The organism is Tepidiphilus sp. HLB4 (assembly GCF_054823945.1).
This window is the reverse complement of the sequence record NZ_JSYB01000091.1, coordinates 1-281: the sequence shown is the minus strand read 5'-3', so window position 1 is coordinate 281 and position 281 is coordinate 1. Positions and strand designations below refer to the sequence as shown.

The following is a 281-nucleotide window of genomic DNA, read 5'->3' as shown; positions in this document are numbered from 1 at the left end:
AAATTTACAGAAAAAAGGTTGCACAACCAGGCCCACCCGCTTCTTGACCACGCCGCCGCCGAGATCTGCGTCGATCAACCCTTGCGACATCTCGCGCACGGCGCCACACAGGGCCTCGTCGGTCAGCGCGGTCTTGCGCATCCAGCGACTGAAGTGGCGGGTTTTGAAGACTCGATTCATCGGCAAACTATATCACCCGGTGACTTACTTTCAAAGACGCACTTACTTGGGCACCTCGAAAAACCCCTCCACCCCGGCCTCTGATAAAATTCCTCTGTCCT

At 55.9% G+C, this 281-nt stretch carries 1 protein-coding gene; it reads right to left on the bottom strand.

The window, feature by feature from the left end; genetic code table 11:
* On the bottom strand, positions 1-180 hold a 180-nt coding region (locus OA56_RS10545), incomplete at its 3' end, for a type II toxin-antitoxin system RelE/ParE family toxin (RefSeq protein WP_461585195.1).
* Between the last annotated feature and the right edge of the window lie 101 nt (positions 181-281).